Source organism: Tetragenococcus solitarius NBRC 100494 (assembly GCF_001544195.1).
In the GTDB taxonomy this organism is placed as follows: Bacteria; Bacillota; Bacilli; order Lactobacillales; family Enterococcaceae; genus Tetragenococcus; species Tetragenococcus solitarius.
In genome coordinates this window covers 93,996-114,573 of sequence record NZ_BCPY01000003.1, presented here as the reverse complement: position 1 = coordinate 114,573, position 20,578 = coordinate 93,996, and the positions used below count along the sequence as shown (strand labels likewise).

At 35.2% G+C, this 20,578-nt stretch carries 16 protein-coding genes and 2 riboswitches; of the genes, 14 read left to right on the top strand and 2 right to left on the bottom strand.

Annotated elements, in window-relative coordinates; genetic code table 11:
• The first annotated feature begins 16 nt into the window (after positions 1-16).
• The 10 genes from TS1_RS01955 (at position 17) to TS1_RS01910 (ending at position 11,097) form a co-directional block, all read left to right on the top strand.
• Positions 17-1,033: a lipoate--protein ligase gene (locus tag TS1_RS01955; protein ID WP_068707278.1), complete on the top strand. Its 1,017-nt coding sequence runs from the start codon at positions 17-19 to the stop codon at positions 1,031-1,033.
• Positions 1,034-1,149: 116 nt separating this feature from the next.
• Entirely contained in the window at positions 1,150-2,970 is a 1,821-nt protein-coding gene (locus tag TS1_RS01950; RefSeq protein ID WP_068707276.1) for an LTA synthase family protein, read from the top strand.
• Between the two features lie 86 nt (positions 2,971-3,056).
• Positions 3,057-3,623, top strand: coding sequence for an elongation factor P (gene efp / locus TS1_RS01945; RefSeq protein WP_068707274.1), 567 nt, complete (start codon positions 3,057-3,059; stop codon positions 3,621-3,623).
• Positions 3,624-4,283: 660 nt separating this feature from the next.
• A riboswitch (Fluoride riboswitch) is annotated at positions 4,284-4,345 on the top strand.
• 73 nt (positions 4,346-4,418) lie between these two features.
• Positions 4,419-5,687, top strand: coding sequence for a phosphopyruvate hydratase (gene eno, locus TS1_RS01940; RefSeq protein WP_068707272.1), 1,269 nt, complete (start codon positions 4,419-4,421; stop codon positions 5,685-5,687).
• Positions 5,688-5,749: 62 nt separating this feature from the next.
• A complete protein-coding gene (locus tag TS1_RS01935; protein WP_068707270.1) occupies positions 5,750-7,264 on the top strand; it encodes a MutS-related protein in 1,515 nt (504 codons plus the stop codon).
• On the top strand, positions 7,261-8,727 hold the full coding sequence (locus TS1_RS01930; RefSeq protein ID WP_068707268.1) for a MutS-related protein: 1,467 nt from the start codon (positions 7,261-7,263) through the stop codon (positions 8,725-8,727). Before TS1_RS01935 ends, TS1_RS01930 begins: the two co-directional genes overlap by 4 nt.
• Positions 8,728-9,228, top strand: a complete 501-nt coding sequence (locus TS1_RS01925) for a hypothetical protein (RefSeq protein WP_068707266.1) — start codon at positions 8,728-8,730, stop codon at positions 9,226-9,228.
• 163 nt (positions 9,229-9,391) lie between these two features.
• A riboswitch (Fluoride riboswitch) is annotated at positions 9,392-9,452 on the top strand.
• 236 nt (positions 9,453-9,688) lie between these two features.
• Entirely contained in the window at positions 9,689-10,321 is a 633-nt protein-coding gene (locus TS1_RS01920) for a DUF190 domain-containing protein (RefSeq protein ID WP_068707264.1), read from the top strand.
• 19 nt (positions 10,322-10,340) lie between these two features.
• Complete coding sequence (locus TS1_RS01915) at positions 10,341-10,739, top strand: fluoride efflux transporter FluC (RefSeq protein WP_068707262.1); 399 nt, start codon at positions 10,341-10,343, stop codon at positions 10,737-10,739.
• On the top strand, positions 10,729-11,097 hold the full coding sequence (locus TS1_RS01910) for a fluoride efflux transporter FluC (protein WP_068707260.1): 369 nt from the start codon (positions 10,729-10,731) through the stop codon (positions 11,095-11,097). Before TS1_RS01915 ends, TS1_RS01910 begins: the two co-directional genes overlap by 11 nt.
• Before the next feature lie 47 nt (positions 11,098-11,144).
• Here the strand turns inward: TS1_RS01910 and TS1_RS01905 are convergent, their stop codons facing one another.
• Positions 11,145-11,435, bottom strand: coding sequence for a GIY-YIG nuclease family protein (locus tag TS1_RS01905; protein WP_068707258.1), 291 nt, complete (start codon positions 11,433-11,435; stop codon positions 11,145-11,147).
• Entirely contained in the window at positions 11,425-12,162 is a 738-nt protein-coding gene (locus TS1_RS01900) for a tRNA1(Val) (adenine(37)-N6)-methyltransferase (protein ID WP_068707256.1), read from the bottom strand. The genes TS1_RS01905 and TS1_RS01900 overlap by 11 nt, the downstream gene beginning before the upstream one ends.
• 149 nt (positions 12,163-12,311) lie before the next feature.
• On the opposite strand from TS1_RS01900, the gene TS1_RS01895 reads away from it, so the two are divergent.
• The 4 genes from TS1_RS01895 to TS1_RS01880 all read left to right on the top strand — a co-directional run bounded on the left by TS1_RS01895 (position 12,312) and on the right by TS1_RS01880 (position 20,458).
• A complete protein-coding gene (locus TS1_RS01895; RefSeq protein ID WP_068707254.1) occupies positions 12,312-12,929 on the top strand; it encodes a lysophospholipid acyltransferase family protein in 618 nt (205 codons plus the stop codon).
• Between the two features lie 103 nt (positions 12,930-13,032).
• Positions 13,033-14,160, top strand: coding sequence for an exonuclease SbcCD subunit D (locus TS1_RS01890; RefSeq protein ID WP_068707344.1), 1,128 nt, complete (start codon positions 13,033-13,035; stop codon positions 14,158-14,160).
• Positions 14,160-17,273, top strand: a complete 3,114-nt coding sequence (locus TS1_RS01885) for an AAA family ATPase (RefSeq protein ID WP_456119709.1) — start codon at positions 14,160-14,162, stop codon at positions 17,271-17,273. Before TS1_RS01890 ends, TS1_RS01885 begins: the two co-directional genes overlap by 1 nt.
• Positions 17,274-17,290: 17 nt before the next feature.
• A complete protein-coding gene (locus tag TS1_RS01880) occupies positions 17,291-20,458 on the top strand; it encodes a DEAD/DEAH box helicase (protein WP_068707250.1) in 3,168 nt (1,055 codons plus the stop codon).
• Positions 20,459-20,578: the final 120 nt, after the last annotated feature.

Sequence of the window (20,578 nt, the reverse complement as noted above, 5' to 3'; positions counted from 1 at the left end):
TGAGAGGTGGATGGGTATGCGTTATTATGTAATGGAAAGCAATGATATCAGACGCAATCTAGCAACAGAAGAATATTTAATGGACACAGCAGATGTAACGGAGCCTTTATTATTATTATATATTCAAAGTCCGTGCATTATTATCGGAAGAAACCAAAACGCTTACGAAGAAATTAATTTAAATTATTTACGTGAAAATCAAATTGTACTAACACGTCGTGTTTCAGGCGGTGGTGCAGTCTATGACGATCTGGGAAACATTAGTTTTAGCTTTGTCACTAAAAAAGGGGATACAACATTTGGCGATTATCGTGGAGTGACTACACCTATTTTACAAGCATTACGTAGTATGGGTGCAAAAAGTGCAACTGCAGGCGGACGTAACGATTTATACATAGATGGTAAGAAATTTTCGGGCAATGCGATGTATACCAAAAAAGGTCGGACCTACTCGCACGGGACGTTAATGTATGATGTTGATCTTACTGTTTTAGACAAAGTGTTAACTGTTTCTAAAGAAAAAATTGCTTCAAAGGCAACGAAATCCGTACCTAAAAGCGTGACGAACGTCAAGCCTTATCTAGATCCGCAGTTTCAGTTACCTACAATTGAAGCATTTCGTGATGAATTACTTTGCCATATTTATCAAGTGGACTCATTAAAAGAAATCGAAAATAAGAAATTAGAACTAACGGATCAAGACCGGCAGGGAATTCAAAAATTAGTCGATGAAAGATATGCTAATGATGACTGGATCTATGGCCAAGCACCTAACTTTGAATTTAATAAAAGAACAAGGGTAGCAGATGTCGGTATTGTTGACGTGCACTTATCTACTCAAAAAGGAAAGATCTCAGCTATTCAATTTTTCGGGGACTTTTTTGGTACAAAAGACATTACAGAATTAGAAAATGCTCTATTAGAAACGACTTATAAATATGAAACGATCAAAGAAGTATTAAACAATTTTGATGTTTCAGAATATATTTTCAATTTTTCGAATCAGGACCTATTAGACTTGCTGATGAAATAAAAGGATAGTTATATTGTTTAGCGTTCTATTTAAGATTTACTTTCTTTCATCGCCTGTAGCGTGAATTATGGTATAATATCACAAATAACGGCTAAACGGAAAAGGAGATTTTACTCGTGTTTTTCATACTTCTTATATTAGTCTTTTTCATTTGTCAGCAAACACCCAAAAAAAGCGTAGGACGTAAGCTAAGTCTTTGTTATGCTATTTTTTTGTACTTAGGCACGACAACATTTTTATATAACCAGCAAAAATTAGATTTTTCCAGTTGGCAAACTTATTTTCTGCTTCAATTTAACGATGAAAAAAGTGGATGGATTCCTATTTTATCTGGATTAGTTACAATGGGGGGCGTTCTTCTTTTTTGGAAGTTTTTTGAAACAGGTCATCTGAAAAAAACATATCATTATTCCAGAAAAAATTGGGTCATATATGGTTTAACGGTATTGTTAATTTTTCTGGGTTTTTTGGCCTATTCCAGCAGTCGTTATGCGATGAAAGGCATTGACAACACGAGTTTTGACCAAATTTTATTTACAATGACTCAACCGATTCGTGGGAGTGATACAGGCCAGATTGTTAATTATATTATAGACCCTCTGCTTGAAGCTCTTTTAATCACACTCCCCCTTGTGACCTTATTGTATTTTATAACCACTTGTTCTTTTAAATTTGGTCGGCTACATTTACAAGGACATCCTTCTTTTAATACAAAAAAAGTCGTTATGGTAGGTTTTATCGGTTTGATTTTTGGGCTTTTTTTAGGTGGTAAAGAGATGGGTTATGCTGATATTAAAGCATTTTATTTTGAAAACACTAGTATTTATGATGAACACTATGTAAATCCGCGACAAGTTCAGTTAAAGTTTCCTAAGAAAAAGCGTAATCTAGTTTATATTTTCCTCGAATCCATGGAAAGTAGTTATTTTTCTAAAGACTTAGGAGGAATTCAAGAAAAAAACTTGTTGCCTCATTTTGCTCAATTAGCACAAAACGGAGGAATTAATTTTTCCAATTCAGACCAGCTAGGGGGTATGCTGCAAATTCCAGGGGCCAATCAGACGGCTAGTTCTATGGTTGCTCAAACTTCAGGATTGCCATTGCGTCCGTCAACGAGTTTAAATACCTCAGAGAGCTCGGAAGAAAATAGTGCTGAATATTTTCCAGGAGCCTACTCTTTAGGAGAGATATTAGATAAGCAGGGTTATAATCAAGCACTTTTAATGGGCTCAGATGCTGAATTCGCTGGTAGGGATAGATACTTTACTCAACATGGGAACTATGATATTCGTGATTATAAGTGGGCCATTGCCACTGGACATATTCCAAAGGATTATTATGAATGGTGGGGTTATGAGGATCGTAAATTGGTAGATTATGCCAAGGAAACATTAAATGAATTGTCCAGTAAAGACGCTCCTTTTAACTTAACCATGCTTACTGCCGATACCCATTTTGAAGATGGTTATGCAACAGAAGATACACCTGATTTGTTTGGTGATCAATATAGTAATGTGATTCATGATTCAGATAGGCAGATTTATGAGTTATTGCAATGGATGAAAAAACAACCCTTTTACGAAGATACAACGGTTATTTTGGTAGGGGACCATTTAACTATGGATAGTGACTTTTTTGATTCCGTCGATCCAGATTACCAACGGACCGTATTTAACTTGCTTTTGAATACAGACAAACAGAAAGTCCGCAACAAAAATCGACAGTTTAGCGCAGTAGATATGTTTCCTACCACTTTGTCAGCTCTTGGTGTAAAGATACCAGGCGACCGGTTAGGATTGGGGGTTAATTTATTTTCAGATAAACCTACCCTTACTGAGCAAATAGGCTATGACGAGTTCCAAAACGAGCTGATGAAAAAATCAAAATTCTATAATGAAAAGCTAATGCAAAATAAAGAGCAGGAAAAAAAGCCCTAGCAAACTATGCTTTTCAACTAGCTTCTTACAGGCTTTTTGTGTTAGTATGATAAAGGATGAACCTTACGAATAAAGGAGAATGATTAATGATTGCTGCAAGTGATTTAAAAGCTGGGATGACTTTTGTTCAAAAAGATGGCTCTTTGATTAAAGTATTAGAGGCGAGTCATCATAAACCAGGTAAAGGCAATACAGTTATGCGTATGAAATTAAGAGACGTACGTACAGGAACAACTTATGACACAACCTTCCGTCCAGAAGATAAATTTGATCAAGCCATCATCGAAACGAGAACTGTACAATTTTTGTATGCAATGGATCAAATTGCTTATTTTATGGACATGGAGTCTTATGAACAATATGAAATTCCAACCGAAAATATTGCGGATGAAATGAAATATTTGTTAGAAAATATGGAAGTAAAGATCCAATTTTACGAAGATGAAGTGATTGGAATACAATTGCCAACCACAGTTGTATTACAGGTAACAGAAACTCAACCTTCCATTAAAGGTGCTACTGTTACTGGTTCAGGCAAACCTGCCACACTAGAAACAGGCTTGGTTGTGAATGTACCTGACTTCATAGAAGAAGGCGAAAAATTGGAAATTAACACCCAAGAAGGAACTTATGTTAAACGCGCTGGCAAGTAGTGACGTTTTTGCATAGCTATACTTTTAAGGTTTAAAAAATTAAAACTGTGGTATAAGATTTCTCGATAAAAAGAGCAGGTCTTGTAACGCAGTTTTTTTATTAGGATGTCTAATAATGCCTCGCTTTAATTCTGCGCAATTATTTTAAACTCCTTCAATCAAATCTCGCTATCTATATTCGAAAAAATCATTAACATGAAAATTACATTTATAGCAATGATAGTAAAAAAGGTGCCAACATTACATTCATAAATAGACATATACATATGGATGAGTCAGTTCTCAACAGATGCAGTAAAAGTTATTCAGGTGGAATAATGGAACCTTCCTAAATAGATTAAAATAAATATCTAGGATAAATTTGTTATTGCTAAAAAACGATACGATTCTTTTTGGGTCAACTTTTTTTAATAACCTATCCTTTAACTTTGTATGCTTTTATATTGTTTAATTCATTTTCGTTAACAGGTCTTTTATAAATCTAATATAACAGTAGCAATAGTTTGATGATCCTACCTTTTGATAAATTATCTGGAAATACTGTCCTTTTTAGAAAATTATTAATTGCAAACTTTGCAATTAAAACGCAAATAGGTATAATGAACTTATCATAAACGAGAATGACTTTAATTTGTTAGTAGTTAAAGTTGATGTTATAATTTTATTTATAGAGATGGTGCTCTCTATAACTGCCAGGACTGGCTGATGGCGCCTGTTATCTACTAAAATCTGTTTCTTATAAACAGATTTTAGTAGATAACAGGCTTTTTTGTATTTTAAAAGGAGGAGAAGAAAATGAGTATTATAATTGAGAAAGTAAGAGCAAGAGAGATTTTTGATTCACGAGGAAATCCAACAATAGAAGCGGATGTAATCCTTTCAGATGGTAGTCTGGGTAGAGCGGAAGTTCCCAGTGGCGCTTCCACAGGTGAACGCGAAGCCGTCGAATTACGAGATGGTGGTAGTCGTTTACAAGGAAAAGGGGTAAGTAAGGCTGTCAATAATGTTAACACTAAAATTAATGATGCTTTGCATGGACAATCTCCATTTGAACAAAATAAAGTAGACCAAACCATGATTGATTTAGATGGAACTTCTAATAAAGAAAAGTTAGGAGCGAATGCCATATTAGGCGTCTCAATGGCTACAGCTCGTGCTGCCGCTGCAAGTCAAAAAGTTCCACTATATCGTTATTTAGGGGGCGTCGATTTAGAACTACCACAACCTTTCTTTAATGTTATTAACGGAGGCGCACACGCAGATTCAGGAATAGATGTACAAGAATTTTTGCTCACTCCAGTAAAACGTGACAGTTTTCGCGACGGAGTAGAAAAAGTAGCTAATATTTACCATACCTTAAAAACGGTATTAGGCAAAGAAGGCTATGAGACAGCTGTTGGTGATGAGGGTGGATTTGCTCCTAAGTTAGCTAGCACCGAGGCAGCGATTGAGATGCTTTATCGTGCTATTAAGGAATCGGGTTACAAGCCAGGGTCAGAAATTGCGATTGCATTAGACCCAGCCTCTAGTGAGTTTTATTCGGATGAATCTAAGAAATATAGTTTTGAAGGAAAAGAACTTTCTTCTGAGGAACTGTTAAGTTACTATCAAGATTTAATAAAAGAATACCCAGCAGTTATTTCCATTGAGGATGGTTTTTCTGAAAATGATTGGGATGGATTTCATAAACAAACAGAGACTATGGGAAAAGAAATTCAACTCGTTGGTGACGACATCTTTGTTACAAATCCAACGATTTTTAAAGAAGGAATTGAAAAAGGTGTAGCCAATTCAATCTTAATTAAATTGAACCAAATTGGAACGGTTTCTGAAACGATTGATACGATTAAACTAGCACGAGAAAATGGTTATACTACTATGATTTCACATCGTTCAGGTGAAACAGGAGATACTTTTATTGCCGATTTTGCTGTAGCAATGAACGCTGGACAAATTAAAACTGGCTCAATGGCAAGAAGTGAAAGAGTAGAAAAATACAACCAGTTCTTACGAATTGAAGAAGAATTAGAGGGGAAAATCCCGATGGCACAATTTCCCAAATAATTGAACAAACGTGAAGGCTGGCGCTCTTTAGCCAGCCTTTTGTTTTTAGGAGATGCATGTATATGAGAACCGGTATTTTATTTGAAGAAGAAGATAAGGTAGATAAAAAAGCCGATGATGTTCATGATTTACATCTAGACATGATTGAAAAACAACTAACAAACTACGCTCAGACAAATATTTCTGACTATTTTTATTCTCCGGCAAAAGAGATAGACGAAGTAAAGAAACGTCAAAACGTTTTTAAAGATTTAAAAAAGAAGGAAAATTTTGAGCTTTTTTATCGCTTTTATAAAGGGATGGCTTCTTTGTATCAAGAACAAGAAGAAGTAGAAAAAATGCGAAATGTTAATCAAAATTTTATTAGTTCGTTCAATAATATTTATCATTATATAGATTTGATAGGATTTTTTGAGAAAAAGTTAGAAGTACTTACATTCAATAGTTCAAGGTTGAAATTTTTTCAGGAAAAAGTGATTCATTATGCTAAAGAAGAACGCTTTGTAAATTTAAAAGAACAATTTGAGACTTTAGCCGCCGAAATGGATGACATTACTTATGGCGTATTAGTTGAAGACAATGTCATCACAATTCAAGAATTAGATTCAAATAAAAAGAATGATTATAGCTATATAATTCAAGACATCTTTGCTGATTTTTTGGAACCAAAAGAGGATTTTCCATTCAAACTGCCTAATAGCTATTCTATGTTTGATAGTTTTCAGGAGATGGTGCTTGACCAGGTTGTTAAACTATATAGAAATTTTTTTGAACGATTAAAACAATTTGTACAAAAGAACCAAGAATATATGGCTGACTTTTTTGTGATCGTTTATCAAGAATTAGGTTTTTATCTTTCCTATATACAAATGATGGACTCATTCAAGGAAATTGATTTTACCTTTCCTGAATTAACGCAAGAAAATTCAGCGGCCAATGAAATTATTGCAGGCAAAGATTTAGTACTTGCTTTACGTTTAGCTAAGAACGAAGAAGAAGTAGTGCCCAATGATTTCTATTTTGAAAAAAATGGATTTTTAAACGTAGTTACTGGTCCAAATCAAGGGGGAAAAACTACATTTGCTCGGATGGTGGGTCAAATTTATTATTTAGTACGTCTTGGGACAATGGTACCAGCTAAAAGAGCGACATTAACTTTAGTATCTTCAATATATACACATTTTGAAAGAACCGAAAGTGAGTCTCTAACTGTGGGGAAATTAGAGGATGACATACGTCGGATTCATGATATTATGAATCGCATTGACAAAAACAGTTTAGTCGTTGCCAATGAACTTTTTTCTTCGACAACAAAGAAAGATGCGGTACAACTTAGCCATAAAATTATTGAAAAAATAAAGGCAAAAGGGGCACGAATGATGTTCATTACCTTTTTGGAAGAGATTACTCATTTAGAAGAAGCGGATACTTATGTCAGTCTTGTCGATAAAGAGGACCCAGACCGTCGGTTATTTAAAATTGTGCGGCAAGAGGCGGATAATCGCGCTTATACCGCATCTTTGGTTAAAAAATACCAAATTAATCAGCAGGATATTGTAAGGAGGCTTACTCAGTGAAATCTAATTTGCTTGGTACTACAACGCTTGATTATCAAAAAAAGCTGCTTCCTTTTGAACAAACGGCGTTTGAGGATTTAGAGCTGCATTATCTTGTAGATATTATGGCGGAAGAGGACGAATTTTTATCTGATACTATTTCGTCGCTATTGTTTCAGCCTTCTACAAATAAAGAAGAGATTACAAGTAGGCAGGAATCTGTTCAAGATGCTTTACAAAATAAGACAACGATTCAACAACTTTACGAAAGATCAACATCAGTAATTGAAGAAGAAAAAAAGGGCTTTTGGGGAAGGCTTGAGAATCACCCTACCTTTGCTGTTTCCCATGCACTAAAGAATATTCCCATATTTATTGAAGGACTTTCTGAAATAAAGGAGCAACGTCCAAAACAACTTCATTCTAAAGCCTTTCGTTCCTTTTATGATCAATTGGATGCTAATTTAACGGAAGAAAAAAAAGATCAAATGTTACAATTAGCTAAAGAATTAAAGTTTAAAAAAGGGGAAAACATTTATAGCCATCTCATGTTGGACTCAAGCACGAAGCCTTTACAAATATTTCCCTATCAACCACCTATAAGAGGCAAAATTGCTAGAATGTTTAACCGTTCTTCTAATCTCAAGGGTTATTCGTTCACTATTGCAGAAAGAGATGAAAGTACCTTTAGAAACTTATCTAATTTTAAAGAGCGGGCAGAATATAGGATTGCTCAAGAATTATCAAGAGTAAACGACTCTTTTTTAGAACTATTCAAATCCATTCGTGTAGAATCAGGCTTTTTACTTGGAGTTATACGTTTGTTTGAAAAAATAAATCACTATCCTACTTGTTTTCCAGAAATTTCGAATCGTTTAAGCCTTAAAGAGAATCATTATATGCCGCTTGTTTTAGACAGGCAGTCTTCTGTTGGCAATACTTTAGAAGGAATTGGGAAGTTACTAGTTATTACGGGGGCAAACCAAGGAGGAAAGACCACATTTTTAAAAATGTTGGGACAGAACCAATTATTAGCGCAAAGTGGCATATTTGTTGTAGGAGAACAATTAAAAATCCCTATTCGACAAAAAATTTTCACTCATTTTAAACAAGAAGAAGACGAAGAGTTAGACAAAGGGAAGCTAGCTGAAGAAATGAGCCGTTTTAGTGAACTTTTAAATTTCGGACAACCTAATGCTTTGTTTTTATTTAATGAATCTTTTGCTTCCACCAATGAGACAGAAGGCTCCTTAATCAGCGAAGAAGTTGTTCAAGGCTTATTACAAGCTGAAGAGACTGTGGTTTTTGTTACGCATCAGTATGAATTTGCAGAAAAAATGTATGAAAAAAATATTGGCACATTCATTCGACCGTCTCGTTCTCAGGAAGGAGAACGTTTATATAAGATGGTTCTTACAGAGCCGAAACCTACCGGTTATGGATTAGATATCTATCAAAAAATCTTTGGTGACGAGGCGAATTAAATGAAAGTCTATCAATTACAAGCATTATATTATTTGCTAGAAAATTATAATTATTTTGTTGAACAAGAAGGAGAAGGAGTGCAATACGAACTTGTTTTTCAAAAAGTTGATCATTTAGTAGTAGGAAGTTTACTACCATTGACTTCTTTTTACGCGATAATGGTGGAAGTAATGGATATTAACACAGTCGCCAAGACAATTATTGTTCCTAAAAACGATTATAGATATTACCCTAACGAATGTTTTAAAGAAATGGTGCATCTCATAAATCGATCTCCTTATGGAAAATCAGTAATTACTCAATCGCCAGTCCTTTTTTTGGAATTTTTGGTTTCTATTGTGCAATCAATAAAATTTAATAAGAAGAAGCATAAAGTTCTTTTACCCTATGTTAAGAATCCTAAATTTCTAGACCAACCGGATATTAGTTTATCGGTTCTAAGATTAGAAAAAGAAGAATATCCATTGATTGGATTGAGAGTAATGGAAACTTTTATATAAATCAAAAAGATTTAGCTGTAATCTTGATTATTATTTGTCCTATTACTTCGACAGAAAAAGAAGATGCTCTTACTTTTTACTTTATGGAAAATATATGAGAACCATTTTTACCTTATAAGTTTTATAGAATGAATATTGCAGATAAATAACAAACATGCTAGTATTTAAACGCAGGGATGGTACTCCCTATAATTACCGTAATGGTTGATGGTGCCTGTTATATATTAGTGTTTATTTGGATTGTAGTTAAATAAACGCTAATATATAGCAGTTTTTTTGTTTTTAAAGAAAGAACATACTCGCAACTATAAAAGAATTTAAATAAATATCTTTCTTGATAGTTTTCCAGTTGACATGCAAATATTATAGGAAGTTAGGGTAAAGTAACATTACAAAGAGCTTATTTATCGAAAATTGCTATAAATAATATTATTTTTGCACTTAAGAGGGGAGTAAGCAGATGAAATATCTACTACGCATTATCATTAGTGAAAAAGCGGGGACGTACCAATTAGCAGATTACAAATGGCTTGAACAATTTTTATGGAAGAATGGTTTTTCTGGATTGACAGTCCGGCGTAGTGAAATGAATCTAAACTATCAAAATAAGCGTCGTATTAGTATACTTGAAGACCAGCAATTTAACGACTTATCGCTTATTGTTGAAACAATAGATAGTGGACAGCGGATTATGAGCGTTTTGCAAGAAATAAAAGATAACTTGAAACATGGTCAGATAAGTATAGTAAAAGGAATGGAGGAAAAAGACATGAGTACCCACGATCATTTTGCCGTAAAAGTATATACAAAAGAAGAGAATTCATGGTTTAGAAAAGAAGAATACGAAAAGGTGATTGATTTTTTTCAAGAAAAAAATGCTATTTGGACTTCTATGACTAGAGGGATTGTTGGCTATGGGAAGGACCATGTTATTCACAAACAAAAATTATTTGCTCGCAGTGAGCAGACACCAATTGTTATTGAATGTGTTATTTCTTCTGAAAATCTAGATGAGCTATTACAAGGTCTAGATAGTGTTGTAGAAGAAGGAGCCATATTTACTACACCTATACATTTAATCGCAAATAAATAATTTTTGAGGAGATTTCGGCATGTACTATGTTTTACTTGTTATTTTTGGAGCACTTGGTGCAACTTCTAGATATATTCTAAGTTTAATTATTGACGCAGGACAGTTTCCTGGCGCCACATTAATGATTAATTTATTGGGGTGTTTTTTACTTGCTTTTGTGACCCGTTTTTTAAGTCAGCTTCCATATTTATCGGCTAGGTTGGTATCAGCGATTGGGACTGGCTTTGTTGGTTCTTTTACCACTTTTTCGACATTTTCTTTGGAATCTGCAGAGTTGCTTCAAAATGGTGAATATGTCTATGCCAGTGGGTATATACTAGCCAGTTTGTTTGGCGGTTTACTTGCTTGTATCATTGGATATCAAGTGAGTAACTGGCTGATTATTCGGAGGAAAGGAAGAGGTAAAATTGTTCGTTAACTGTCTTACAGTTTCTGCAGGGGCAGCCTTTGGCGTGCTGGCTCGTGTTCTTTCAACAAATTGGATTAAGAGCCAATGGACTTATACTTTTCCATTTGCTACTTTTGCTATCAATATTTTAGGTTCTTTATTACTGGGACTACTGACTGGTTTAAGCGTTGGACCTGTATTTTCCCTTTTAGCGGGTACCGGATTTATGGGCTCTTTTACTACATTTTCAACTTTTAACGTAGAAAACGTAGAATTACTTCGCGAAAAAAGATATAAATATTTTTTTAGTTATGTAGGAGTTTCTTATATTTTGGGCATTTTAGCTGCTTTTTTGGGGATTGTTTTGGGAAATTTATTAAAACACTAGTAAAAAATTGTCACATTAAGATAAAAAATGTCAGGCATGTATGCGGCTCAGTCCATTTTGTGCCAGACGTTTTTATCCTGATGTAGGCGTAGGTAATTTTCTTTTTCTTTACGGGAAAGCTTTTTAAAGAAGGCTTCAGCTTTAGTGGCTTGGCTTCTTGTTGCAAAGGCTTCCGCATGTACAATGTCAAGGGGTCTTCGACTTTTGGGGTGTGTATATTTAGCGCCATTTCCTTGGTTATGTTCCTTTAAGCGCCGATTAAGATCTGTTGTATATCCGCCATAAAAACTATGATCTTTACAACGTAGAACATAAAAATATTGGTTTTTATTTGCCATAAAGTAATCTACTCGTTTCTAAAGAATAATTGCCCGTAGCGTCATAAGTAAACATAGGCGGAAGTACTTTGAAACCATCGGTCTTTCCATCTTTAATTCCTTCGATTAATAAGATATTCGCTTCTCTACCAGCCTTAGGGTATACAAATTGGACTCGTTTAGGTGCAAGCCGGTTTTTTTTCATTAAATCAATAATTTCTAAAAAACGGTCGGGGCGGTGCACCATAGCGAAATGCCCATTCATTTTTAATAACTTAGATGAGACGAATAATATTTCGTTTAAATTGGTATGTACCTCATGACGTGCGATAGCATAATAAGGGTTAGGATTTTTACGATTGTTAGGTAGATTTTTAAAATAAGGCGGATTGCAAAGGACCAAATCACATGAATCACTAGGAATTTTAGCAAGACTATCTTTTACATCCATTGCTAAGACTTCATTTTGGTTCTCTAAATGATTCAAACGGACGCTCCGTTGTGCCATATCGGCTAATTTTTCCTGAAGTTCAATTTGATAAATTTTCCCTTGCGTTTTTTTCGCGACAAATAAACCAACTGCGCCATTTCCCGCACATAAATCGACAATGGTTCCTTTTTTGGGAATCTTAGGGAAGTTGGCTAGCAAGACGGCATCTAATGAAAAGGAGAAGACACTTGGGCTTTGGATGATTTTAATATCGTCAGCGTAAAGTTGATCGATACGCTCGTCATCTTTTAAACACATAAAATAGCTGCCTCCTTTTATTTATTCTTATGCATTATACCTTTTTTTATTTAAAATTAAAATGAAGTTAAAATAAAAAACTTGTCAAACCCTCTTTTTTCTTGCATACTATTTCTAGAAATAAAAGTTCATATCAAAGGAAAGAGACTATGTTTTATTTATTTATGCGTGTTATTGTAAGAGCCCTTTTATTTTTAGTAAATGGGAATGCTCATTATGAAAATAAAGAAATGTTACCGCAAGATGAAAATTATATTTTAGTTGCTCCGCATAGAACGTGGTGGGAACCACTTTACTTAGCCGTAGCCGCAAGTCCTAAAAAATTTGCTTTTATGGCTAAAGAAGAGTTATTTAAAAATCCAATATTACGATTTATCCTAGTGCATGCCAATGCGTTTGCAGTTAAAAGAGATAACCCGGGACCTAGTACGATAAAAACGCCAGTAAAACTATTGCGCAATACGGATTTAAGCTTATTGATGTTTCCAAGCGGTACGCGTCATTCTTCTGAGCTTAAGGGAGGCACCGTCGTTATAAGCAGAATGGCTAAAGTACGAATTGTTCCTTGTGTATATCAAGGCCCCTTGTCATTAAAAGATTTATTTAAAAGAAAACGCGTGACTGTAAGATTTGGAGAACCAATTGATTTAAGTGATATTAAAAAGACAGATGATAAGGGAATGCAAATTGTTGAACAACGTTTGCAAGCATCTTTTGACAAAATTGACGAAGAGATTGACCCGAATTTTCATTATGAACCAAAATAAAGAGAAGTACAGCGCTGATAAATCAGTTGCTGTACTTTTTTGGCTTTAGCTCAAGGGAAAAAGTGGTATAATAATGGGAAAGACATTTTTAGAGGTGAAGACTGTGCGTTTTTTACATACTGGCGATTGGCATATAGGAAAAAAACTTCATGGTTATGACTTGCTATCCGATCAAAAACAAATTCTTGATCAAATTTTAGACATTGCGATTACTCAGAAGGTAGATGCTCTGGTTATCGCAGGAGACCTATACGATCGTAGTGTACCTAGTGTGGAGGCCTGTGAGTTACTCAATCAAGCTTTTATAAAAATAAATTTACAAAATAACTTGCCAATTTTAGCTATTTCGGGCAATCATGATTCAGCGGTTCGTCTTCGTACGGGCATGCCTTGGTACGAACAAACAAATTTTCATTTATATACGGATTTAAAGCAATCTTTTACACCGATTGAAATGGATGATGTCCAATTCTTTCTGCTGCCGTATTTTGAACCGATCACAGCACGTGTGTATTTTGAAGAAGAAAAATTAAGCTTACAGGAAGCTATTAAAAAAATCGTTGAAAAAATGAAACAAGCCTTTAATCCTAACAAAAAACAAGTACTGGTGACCCATTTTTTTGTTGCCGGAAGTACGCGCTGTGATTCTGAAACTCCTATTGAAGTTGGTGGCTTAAATGGGATTCCTTATGAATTGATCCAGGATTTTGATTACGTAGCTTTAGGGCATTTACATTCAAAAAACGCTTTAAACGCCGAAAATGCTCGCTATAGCGGGTCGCCCTTAAAATTTTCCTTATCTGAAAAAGATGATTCTAAAGGCGTGTGGATTCTCGATAGCAAAAACATGGTGCCAGAATTTCATCAACTTGAACCTAAACGGGATATACGTGTGCTGCAAGCCTCGTTTGAAACACTGACTGACCCGGACTTTTATCAACAGCAAGAACGTACTTCTTTTTGGTACTTTCAATTAACCAACCGTAGTGTTATTACAAATATGATGAACCAGCTTCGCGCTATTTATCCGAATATCTTAGGTGTAGAGCGGGTGAACGGGCGTGATCAGTCAAATCTTTTAAACAAAGTAAAACAGCGTAAAAAGTCCCCCTACCAAATGTTAACTTCTTTTTTTGAGGAGATTACTGGAGATGAATTAACTGAAAAGCAACGCTCTTGGTTAGAACAGGGTCTTCAACAAGCAATCGATACAGAAAGAGAGGAACAATGATGCAACCTAGAAAATTAACCTTGAAAAATTTTGGGCCATTTCTTAATGAAACGGTGGATTTCACCGATTTTCAAACGGGTGGATTATTTTTGATTTCTGGTAAGACAGGAGCGGGCAAAACGACCATTTTTGATGGTATGACTTTTGCTTTATTTGGTGAAACTTCGGGTCATCTACGTACTGGAAAAGAGATGCGTTCCACCTTCGCGCCTGCCAAAGAATTAACTGAAGTGACTTTTAGTTTTGAACATCAAGGAACATTTTACGAAATTAGTCGTTCTCCTGAACAGAGGGTCGCAAAAAAAAGAGATCAGGGGTTTACCAATCAAGCGACGAAAGTTCGTTTAACTGTTTATTCTGTTTCTGGAACAGTACTGACTCAGTATGGGAAAAAAAGCGAAGTGGATCATTTTATTACGGAGTTATTAAACGTTAATGCCAAGCAGTTTTTCCAGATTGTTTTGCTGCCCCAAGGAGAGTTTCGTAATTTTTTGGTTGCTTCTAGTAATGACAAAGAAAAGCTCTTACGTAATTTATTTGGGACTCAGCTTTACCAACGGTTGAGTGACTGGCTGCGTAGCCAGCAAAAGAGGATAGATAAAGAGTTAGCTAAGCAAACAGATCAGTTGGAAAATTTACAGCAGCAATTTCAAACTCAGGAAAAAATTCCCAACTCTTATCAAGAAACATTGACACAATGGCAAGATGAATTAGAACGATTAAAAACTGAAATTGTTACAGAACAAAAGAATCTTACAAGTCAAAAAGAAGACAAGAAGAAAGCAGAAAAAGCTTTTTATAACGGAAAAGAAACGGACAAGATACTTAATGAGTATGAGAAATTACTTCAAACGCAAGAAAGATTAAAAGCCAAGGAACCGGAAATAAAACGTAAAAAACAATATTTTGCCCAACTTTCTTGGGTAAATGAGCAAAAAGGATTATTAGCACAACAAGATGAATACAATGAAGAAGCCAAGCAATTAAAACATTCTTTAGAAGAAATCGATTCCTTTTTAAAAAAGAAACAAACTCAGCAAGAGCAATTAGCAAACCAGCAAGCAGAATACGAACAATGGCAAAGGCAACAAAAAGACGATCAGTACACTCTGCAGCGTATCAATGAACAATTACCGCTTGCGCAAAAGATAAACCAATTGACTGAGCAAAAAGAACAGCTTGGTTTGAAACTAACACAGCAAGAAGATAAAATCGACGAAATGAATCATCAACTAGAAAAAAACAAAATTAGTGAACAATCGTTAAATCAACAGATACAGCAAAAATCTGATATACAGCAAGAAGAAATTCAGCTGTATCGCGCTAATGAGCTTGCAAAACGTTTTGAAAAAGCCCAAGCAGAGCAAAATGATCAAATCAAAGCTTATCAAAAAGCGCAAAAAGAGACGGATAAGTTAAACCAGCAATTAGAGACTTGTCTGCAAGCGGTAGAAACAAGTAAAGAGACGCTTGATACTGCACGTAGTGATAATGCTAAAATGCAGATTGCTCGTCTACAATTACTTTTAAAAGAAGGAGAGCCTTGTCCAGTATGTGGTTCAGTTCATCATAATAAAGTTGCTAGCAACACACATACCTATACATTAGAAGAGATTACGCAAAGCGAAGAGGCACTAGCTCAAAGTGAAGAAGAGTATACGCAAGTTTTAGAGCAGAAACAAAAGTTTTCAACAATGCTTGAAAACAGTAAAAAAGAACAAGAAAAATGCAAAAACTCTGTCGACCAGGCGCAAGTGACATTGCAAGAACTCACTAAAGAATGTGAGGATACTTTGTCTATTTCTGTGTTAGATATTCGTCCGCAGGATCATTTACAGCAGTGGCAAGATAATCTCAACAAACGAAAAACAGCAATTTCAAAAGCTGAATTAAAACAAGATAAATTACAAAAAGAAAATGAAAAAATAGCAACCACTTTAGCGCAATTACAAGAACAGTACTTAACAAATAAATCTGAAAAAACTAAGATAACAACAGAAGCGTCTACTCTAAAAGAACAATTAGGCGCCCAAAGCAGCCAAAACCTTGAAGAACAGAAAAAATATTTAGAAGAAAAAATAGCAAATATTCAAGGAAAAATAGACGACTATAAAAAACAAAAAGAAAATTTGCAGACTGAAATAACCACTTTAAAAGAACGAAATTTACAGCAACAACAACAAGCGCAACACTTACAAGAAAAGATAAGAACTTTAAATCATAAACTTAGCCAAGCAGTTGATAATAGCCCATTTGCTTTGACAGAAAATGATATGCGCAAAATGTTAGCTGAATTAAGTCAGTTAGAAACATTAGAGCAACAGATTAACCAAGACCAAAATGAACATGAATATACAAAAAAACGTTTAGGTGAATTGGCAGATTATAAACAAAGAGAACGTCCTGATTTGGAATTTTTAGAGAAGAAATTACAAGAAGTAGAAGAAAAAGTAGATGAAACGCAAACTTCTTTGATTCAAAAAGAAGAAACTCTACGCGCAAATAAAAAAATAACGACTGACTTTACTCAGCTTTATAAAGCAAATCAAACAAAGATGGAAGAGATGTCTCAGATTAAACAGTTGGCAGAAACGATGAATGGTGATAACCTAGAAAGACTGGGGATTGAACGTTATGTATTGCAATCTTTTTTTGCTGAAATTCTAGAAGCTGCCAATGAACGTTTAAATAAATTAACCCAGGGGCGGTATCAATTTTTACTTTCTGACGAAAAAGGCAGCTATAAAAAATCAACAGGTCTAGAAATTAGCATCTATGATGACCATGCTGGAACTAGCCGGAGAGCTCATACTTTATCTGGAGGAGAAAGTTTTATCGCAGCTTTAGCATTGGCTTTATCTTTAGGTGATGTGGTACAAAGCCATGCTGGCGGTGTTGTGATTGAAACCTTATTTATTGATGAGGGTTTCGGATCTTTAGATGAAGAGGCTTTAGAAATGGCAATCGAAGCTTTGGAAATGGTAGAAGATGAAGGAAGGATGATTGGTATCATCAGCCATGTACGTGAACTTAAAAGTCGTATTACACAACAAATGATTGTAAAAACAAATGGTGCTGGACAAAGTTATATTACAAGCTGTTTAGCTGATTAAAGAAAGGAGGAAAATCTGTGAAGTGGAGCATTCCTGAACGAATTATTGAAAGAGGAAGAGAATATTTAAATGACGGACGTGTGCTTTCTGTTACACCTGATCCAGAAAATCAAGTTTGGCATGCAGAAGTCTTAGGCGGTGAATTATACCGTGTCGACTTAGATGCTACTGCTAAAGAAGAAGATTACTGTCAATGTTCATACTGGGAAGAGCATGGCTTTTGTAAACATACCGTAGCGGTTGAACTATATTTGAGAAAAGAAGGAAAAACTCGGAAAATTACGGCTTCGTCAGTCCCGAAAAGCGATAATTTTTCAGCTTCTAAGATGTTTTCAAAAGGATTAAATCACTTAACGCCTAAAAAAGACCGTTCTCAAGTACCATTACAAATTGAGTGTCAGATTGACAGTATTGCAACGAATTCTTATCGTAATGAATTAGATGTGTTAGGAATTTCTTTGAAAGTTGGCCAACAGCACGGTCGTAGTTATATGGTGAAAAATATTTATAAATTTTTGCAAGTTTACCAAACAGAAAAAGTGTATGCTGCCAACAAGCGAAACAGCTTTTATCTTAATCACAGTGCTTTTACCCAAGAAGAAAATGAGTTACTACAACACTTAGCTTCTCTTGCGCAGACACAAGAGCTTCTAGGACGCACAGGAGTCTTAGTGGAAGGAAAGTTAGATAAGAAGTACTTATTACTACCTGTGGAATACGCGAAAGCATTTATTCAAACAATGGCTAATTTTCCTTTTATCTTTCAATTTAATGAGCATAAGTTGCGTGAACTTCAATTTTCTAATCAAACAAGGCCCCTATTATTTAAGGTAACTAAAGGAGAAAACGCCTTTGAATTAAACGTTTCTCGTGATTTTGATAAAGTTTACCAATATTATAGCTGGGCATTGCTCAAAGGAGAAATTATTGAATTAACAACTGCGCAAATGGATATTTATCTGACAATGGAACAACTCCTCAAACGTTTAAATGAGGCTGTTATTCCTTACCCGCAAGAAGAACTTTCAGAATTATTTAAGCAAGTTTTGCCGCTTTTAAGAGAAATCGGGGAAGTACAGGTCGCTGATGAAGTGTATCAATATATTAGTGATGAAAATTTATTGCTACGTTTTTATTTAAAAAAACGTAAAGGCATGATTGAATTAAGAGTCGATCATGTATATGGAGAAATTGTTTTTTCAAGCGATCCGGCACATGAACATATTCCGCAAAACCATCCAGAAGTATTGCGTGATTATGAAAAAGAACGTCAAGCCAAAGCAGTCGTTGAACAGCTTGGTTTCAAACAAACCAAGACAGGCTGGCACAAACCAATTCCTAAAGGTGAAGAATTATATCGTTTCTTTAATCAAGAGCTTCATTATATGCGTCAATTAGGCGAAATATATATGGGTAAAAAATTACGGGAACTATACTTGGATGGACAAAAGTACAAACCGCGCATCAATGTCAGTGAGTCAGGTTCATGGTTAGACGTGTCATTTGATATTACAGGGATTAAGCAAAATGAAGTGGATTCGATTTTGCGAAGTTTAATGAAAAATGCTGATTACCATACATTGGAAAATGGACAGGTATTATCTCTTGATTCTGAAGAATTTCAAGAAACAAGCCAGGTATTAGCAAAATTACGCGGCTCGATTCAATCTGCTGATCAAGGAGTAATGAAAGTTCCGCTAAATCAAGGGTTGCAGGTGCAAGATCAGTTAGCCGGTCAAGCTAATTTTAGTGAAGGATTTAAGCAAATGACCTATGATCTTACACACCCAGAAGATTTTTCTGCCACTTTACCAGAAGGTATCCATGCGCAATTACGAGATTACCAGATGGTAGGTTTTCGTTGGCTGAAAATGTTAAGCTACTATCAATTTGGCGGTATTTTAGCGGATGAAATGGGACTAGGAAAGACCTTACAAGCCATTAGCTTTTTACTTTCAGAAAAACAAGAAAAGCAACAAATTAAAACAGTGATTGTGGCGCCGGCAAGTCTTACGTTTAACTGGCAGCAAGAAATTCGACGTTTTGCCCCGTCTTTAACCTCATTAGTTGTTTCTGGAAATAAAAGTGAGCGACAAGATTTATTAGAACAAGAAGTAGATATCTGGATTACTTCCTACGCAAGCTTGCGGCAAGATATTGAAAGTTATCGACAATTAGCGTTAAATTATTTAATTTTAGATGAAGCACAAATGGTTAAAAACAGCGCAACTAAAACGGCGCAAGCTTTACGTTCTTTAACGATTCCACATCGTTTTGCTTTAAGCGGGACACCAATTGAAAATAATTTAGATGAATTATGGTCCTTGTTCCAAATGATTATGCCAGGTTTTTTCCCAAGCAGACAACAGTATCGTAATATGTCACAAGAAAAGATTGCTTCAATGGTTCGTCCCTTTATCTTAAGAAGAGATAAAAAAACGGTTCTACAAGACTTGCCAGATAAATTAGAAACAAACTATTATAGTGCATTAACTGATGAGCAAAAGAAAGTGTACCTCGCTTATCTTGAACAGATGCGTGAAGAGGTTTCTTCGATGGATGCAGCAGAATTTAAGAAAAATCGTATGAGTATCCTCGCCGGTTTGACTCGTTTACGCCAAATTTGTTGTGATCCTAGATTATTTATTGAAGATTATCAAGGCGGTTCTGGTAAATTAGAACAAGTGAAAGATTTGATTCAAGCAGCCAAAGAAAATCATCGTCGAATTTTACTGTTTTCTCAATTTACCAGCATGTTGTCTATTATTGAAGAAGAATTAGACACTTTGGGGATAGAAACATTTTATCTAAGAGGAAGCACGCCGCCTAAGGATCGAATTGAAATGGTAGATGCCTTTAATTCTGGTGAGAAAGACGTATTTTTAATTTCCTTAAAAGCAGGTGGAACAGGTTTAAATTTAACCGGTGCAGACACCGTTATTTTGTACGATTTATGGTGGAACCCAGCTGTTGAAGAACAAGCAGCCGGGCGTGCTCATCGCATTGGACAAGAGAAAAACGTGGAAGTTTGGCGGATGATTGCTGAAGGAACAATTGAAGAGCGCATGAATTATCTCCAACAAGAGAAAAAAGAACTCTTTAAAAATGTCATTCAAGGCAACGAAGCTCAACTACAACAAATGACTGAAGATGACATTCGGTCTATTTTGAGCATAGGCGAATAAAATTAAAACTAGCTCCCAGAAAGCCAACAAGAGCTTTCTGGGAGCTAGTTTATTTATAAAAAGGAAGAAACCAAAGTTATCTTTTAGTTATTAGGGATATAAATCTTGATCTAAGTTATC